Origin of the sequence: Actinomyces urogenitalis DSM 15434, assembly GCF_000159035.1 — a bacterium.
In the GTDB taxonomy this organism is placed as follows: domain Bacteria; phylum Actinomycetota; class Actinomycetes; order Actinomycetales; family Actinomycetaceae; genus Actinomyces; species Actinomyces urogenitalis.
The window spans coordinates 279,163-283,911 of the sequence record NZ_DS999574.1 but is presented as its reverse complement, the minus strand read 5'-3'; the positions used below and the strand labels follow the sequence as shown (position 1 = coordinate 283,911).

The following is a 4,749-nucleotide window of genomic DNA, read 5'->3' as shown; positions in this document are numbered from 1 at the left end:
TCCGCGGGCGAGGAGAGAGTGTGTGGGACCGCGCTGGCCAGAGGTTGTGGCCATCCGTAGGATGCTGTGTGTCTCCCTTGTCTGCGCCCTGAGTCTCCCCGGTTCGGTGTGGGCAGTCGTGATCGATGAGGATGGTTCCCCATGAGGCTTCCCAAGTCTGTTCTTGGTGTCCTTGCTGCGGGTGCGTTGCTGCTTGGTGGCGCGGTGCCTGCTGTGGCTGAGGACGCGGTTCCTGGTGACGGGCCGACGACGTCGGTGTCCGCCCCTGCTGATGAAGCGGGGGGTGCTGAGTCTGGCGCTGTAGGCGCTGACCGCAGCGGGTCAGGGGAAGGAGGCGAGGCAGCCTCCACCGACTCGGCTGCCAGCGATACGGCCCAGGCCCCGGCGCTGCGGCGTGCTGCGCGGGCGGCCAGCCTGGATGGGGACTACAAGTTCGGGGCACGGTGGGCTAACCCGGTCAACGCGTCGACCACCGGGTACTCGTACGAGGACGAGGCTCACACGATCCTGAGCTTCGACAAGATGTTTAACAAGCTCCACACCGCGATGGTGGATGTGGATTTCAACCTCACTGACACGGGCAATATCAAGTCTTTGCCGGTTGGCGCGGTGAAGGTGACTCTGCCGTCCGCGCTCTTCAAGACCTGGGCGGGAGACGCAAGCACGCACTGGGCAGGGCCTGACACGAATTTTGTTGAGCAGGACCAGATGGTCACCCAAGTGCCCAAGGCTCCAAATACCGCGGACTCCACCTCTTTCAACTGGTCTGGTGACACGAAGGATGTCAACGGTACGGTCACAGTGACCAATGCCAAGCCCATCAATGGCTCGAAGTCGAACTCGATGGGTTTCAGCTACAGCTTCATCCCCACTCTCCTGGGTGTTGACGGTCAGGGCAACTATGCCAAGACCTTTAATATCACCATGGAGGTCGACTCCAATGGCGACGGTGTGGCTGATTTCTCTAAGACACAGAATCTGACGGTCAAGGCTCATACCAGCACCAAGGCGTCGACTGTTGTCATGAATAAGCTCGGTGGTGAGAATAAGCCCGAAAAAGGTCTCTATTTCAGTTGGCAGGACGCCTGGGGTGCTAAGCCGGCCGACGCCAACGAGTATTTCTACGTCATCTATGTCTCTGAGATTACGCGTTTTGGCACACGTTCTGAATCCAGCACCATGCCATTTACCTACACCTTTGAGGACACAGGCTCGCGCCTGGAGGAGAAGGGTGAGCTGATCGGTGCCTGGGAGGATCGAGGGCGCACCCGTGATAAGAAGCCGTTCACTGCACAGCAGCGCGGATACTTCAGATCCCCGTACACCGGCTTTACCAAAGATGGATGGGAGAATGTCTTCTGGAGCGATGGAGCCGATAAAACTACTTTGCGCACCTGGCAGGGCATTGATGAAAACTTTGCTGATGGTCTAGAAGAGGTGTATTTAGACTTTGGTGGTCATTATCGCAATCAGATTTCTGATCGTGATACCACAGGTATGAAGCGCAACTACATGCTGATGCGCTACCCCGTAAGCCTGATTGATGAAGCCAAGGCTCGCGGAGTGGATATGTCCAACGAGGGCATCACGGTGCACAACTCGGTGCGGCTGGTGCAGACGCCGTGGAACAAGAACGAGGCAGAGCGTTACGTCGTCGACGTCGAGGCTGCCGCGAACATTGTGACGACCGAGGCCGGAAAGTACGACTACGACAAGGACTACCGCGCTGATCACTGGGAGCGTAAGCCGGACCGGGGCGGTAACGCCTACGGTGCACAGACAGCAATCCTTGCGGGCAAAGAGGCTCCCATGCAGTCCGGTGGCAACTCTTGGGGATGGGAGGGGAGTCCATCCTTCGATCACTGGGCCACGTCCCGTGCATCCAACCCCGTGTGGAACAAGGAAACGGGTACTTACAGCGCTGGCATACGTACGATGATTATTGACGAGGACGGGGCGTATCTCTCTACACCCAACGGAGTGAATAATATTCCAGATGCCGTACCAAGTAGCAAGGATGTGCTCAACAACCCTCTGAAGCTGAGTGTGGATGATGTTCATATCCCTCGAATCTCGGTTGCTATCGAGGAATACGATGCTACGTACTCAAGTGCTGGTGTCTGGGAGAAGAACGGATCATACTCACAGGACTTTGAAAGATACAAGCCCGTGCACATCTATGCCAAGATGAAGGGCGAGCCGGGGTACAAGCTTATTCTTTCTGCGACACGAGTGCGCAGTAACGTGTACCGCTACGAATATGCCGACGGAACTCAGGTCACTAAGGATGCCAATCTGACGAGCAAGGTTGACTTGCCGGAAGGTATTGAGAGCCTGCGCTACACTCACGAAAGTGACTTCTTTGCCTCCTCAATCCGCATTCAGCCGCAGGAGATTCTGCAGCCTACTGACGCGGTCAAGGCTTATGTGCAAAAGAATGTGGATGACAAGCAGAAGACGCTCTACAGTCACCCGGCGACCTATTACCTGCAGCCTGAGGGTGGCACCAAGATTGATGTAACACGGGATCGGATTTCTGCTGACCCGAAGGATGGCACGTCAGAGAAGGCCATGAGCTTTGTGACGCAGAGTCTATCGCAGATTAATCGCGTCTCAGGTGCCGAGGTTTGGACTAGCAAGGCAACAGACGACCCGGTGAATACTGAGCAAAAGGCAACCATTACCTTGATGGCTGTTAACCGCGTGGGTGCAGTCGGTGATGGCATGGATCTTCATGCTAAATATGCAAGCGACCCTGACATTATGGGGAAGTATGCGTTCCAAAGCGGTGAGTTCTACACCTTAATTCCGGCAGGCGTGAAAGTTGACCTTGATTCGCTTCACGCGGGACGCTTGTACTTCTCGAGCTCCAAAGAATCCAACATGAGCCCGGGCGCGGGTCTGCGGAGCCGCTATCAGGCCATTGACAAGAAGTTCTATGACGTCGAGACGACGCCGAACTATGAAGGCAGTGGCATGACCCTGCTCAAGATCAGCATTAAGGGTCTGCCTGAGGAAGATCAACCGTATCCCAATAAAGCATACGGCGCTTATGACAGGCCCATGTATAGGCTGTACGCCCAGTTTGATGTCATCAACAGCTACGGCAACATCCGTGACCGTGGGGCAGAGCTTGTGCAGACGGCTGCGTTTGTGGATACGGATGCCGATAGTGAGTGGAATCCGGGGACACCGAATTTCGATGCCGCCAACAATCCGGTGGCGTATCAGTATTACAAGCCGCTTGCAGATGACCTGCGCGACAGCTCTGGGGAAACCGACCACTTTGGTATGGCGCAGCGCAAGCTCACCTTCAAGTCGATCTCTATTGCTGAGGCAGGTACTGAGGAGCAGGTGCGCAATGTTGACAGTGGCGAGGACTGGGGTGCTTCTGCTGAGGGTCTCGTGAACCATCTCTACACGAGCACGAACTACCAGTACCGCCTGGCGTATTACCAGGAGAAGGCTGCAAAGGGTACGGGTGTCGTCTTCTATGACGTCCTGGACCAGGCCATGAAGCCGGATACTTCTGCGTCTGAGTGGCAGGGTACTTTCCAGGGCGTGGACCTGTCGGCGATCGCGGGCAGGGTGTCTGCGGGTAAGACGGCGGCAAAGGACTACGCCAACCCGGTCCTGTACTACGCGACGAAGGCTCCGACTGAGTTTAATGTGGACGACGCGTCGGTATGGACTGCGTACCCTGAGGATGATTCCACGCTCGATAAGTCCACTATTAAGGCAATCGCTATTGATGTGCGCAAGACCAAGGGTGGCGACAGCTTTGTGGTGCCGGAGGCATCCTCACTGGTCGCGTATGTGAATATGAAGACCCCGTCGGATGACACGTTGGATGGCAAGACCGCTACCAACGAGCATCTCGTGAAGGTCGTGAATTTCACGGGCAATGCTCCGCAGTCGGATGCGATGGTGAGTGATCTGTATGCGGCGGCTCATATTGAGTTGCATAAGGTTGATGTGGGGCTGACGAAGAGCTCGAACCCGGCCACGGGGACGAAGGCCGCTCCAAAGGAGGTCGAGAACGCCAAGGACACCCCCATCACCTACACCCTCAAGGTTGAGAACAAGGACGACAAGCTCGCACTGACGGATCTGGTTCTTCAAGACTCCATTCCGGCTGGTTTGACCATTGACACGGAGAAGATCACTGTCAGTAGCTCGTTGGGGGAGGCTGCCCCGGTTGATGGACGTGTCGAGTTCAAGGCTGAGGGGCAGAAGCTGTCGTGGTCGATCAGCGAACTGCCTGTGGGTGAGGTGCTGACGTTCACGATCCCGACGACGCTGAGTCAGGCGTTCGATAAGCTGCAGCGTTTTGAGAACACTGCTTACCTGAAGCAGGTCAACGGGATCGGTGCGGACATTGCGTCGGAGACGATGTACCACCAGGCCCAGCCGCTCACCGAGGTGTCTGGTACCAAGACCTGGGACGACAACGAGGACCAGGACGGTAAGCGGCCGGAGTCGATCACGGTGACGCTCCTTGCGGACGGCAAGGTGACGGGCAAGACCGCGACCGTCACGGCGGGTGCGAAGGGTGAGTGGAAGTACTCCTTCACCGACGTCAAGACGTATAGGAATGACGGCACGAAGATCGTGTACTCGGTGTCTGAGAAGCCGGTCGACGGTTACACGACGACCTACAACGGTATGGACGTGACCAATACGCACACGCCGGAGTTGATCAACATCCCGGTGACCAAGGTGTGGGTTGACGACTCCGACGCGGCTGGC

1 protein-coding gene is annotated in these 4,749 nt (G+C 56.6%); it reads left to right on the top strand.

Translation table 11 applies throughout. From position 1 onward, the window contains the following. Window positions 1–141 precede the first annotated feature (141 nt). On the top strand, window positions 142–4,749 hold a 4,608-nt coding region (locus HMPREF0058_RS12945), incomplete at its 3' end, for a Cna B-type domain-containing protein (RefSeq protein ID WP_211205875.1).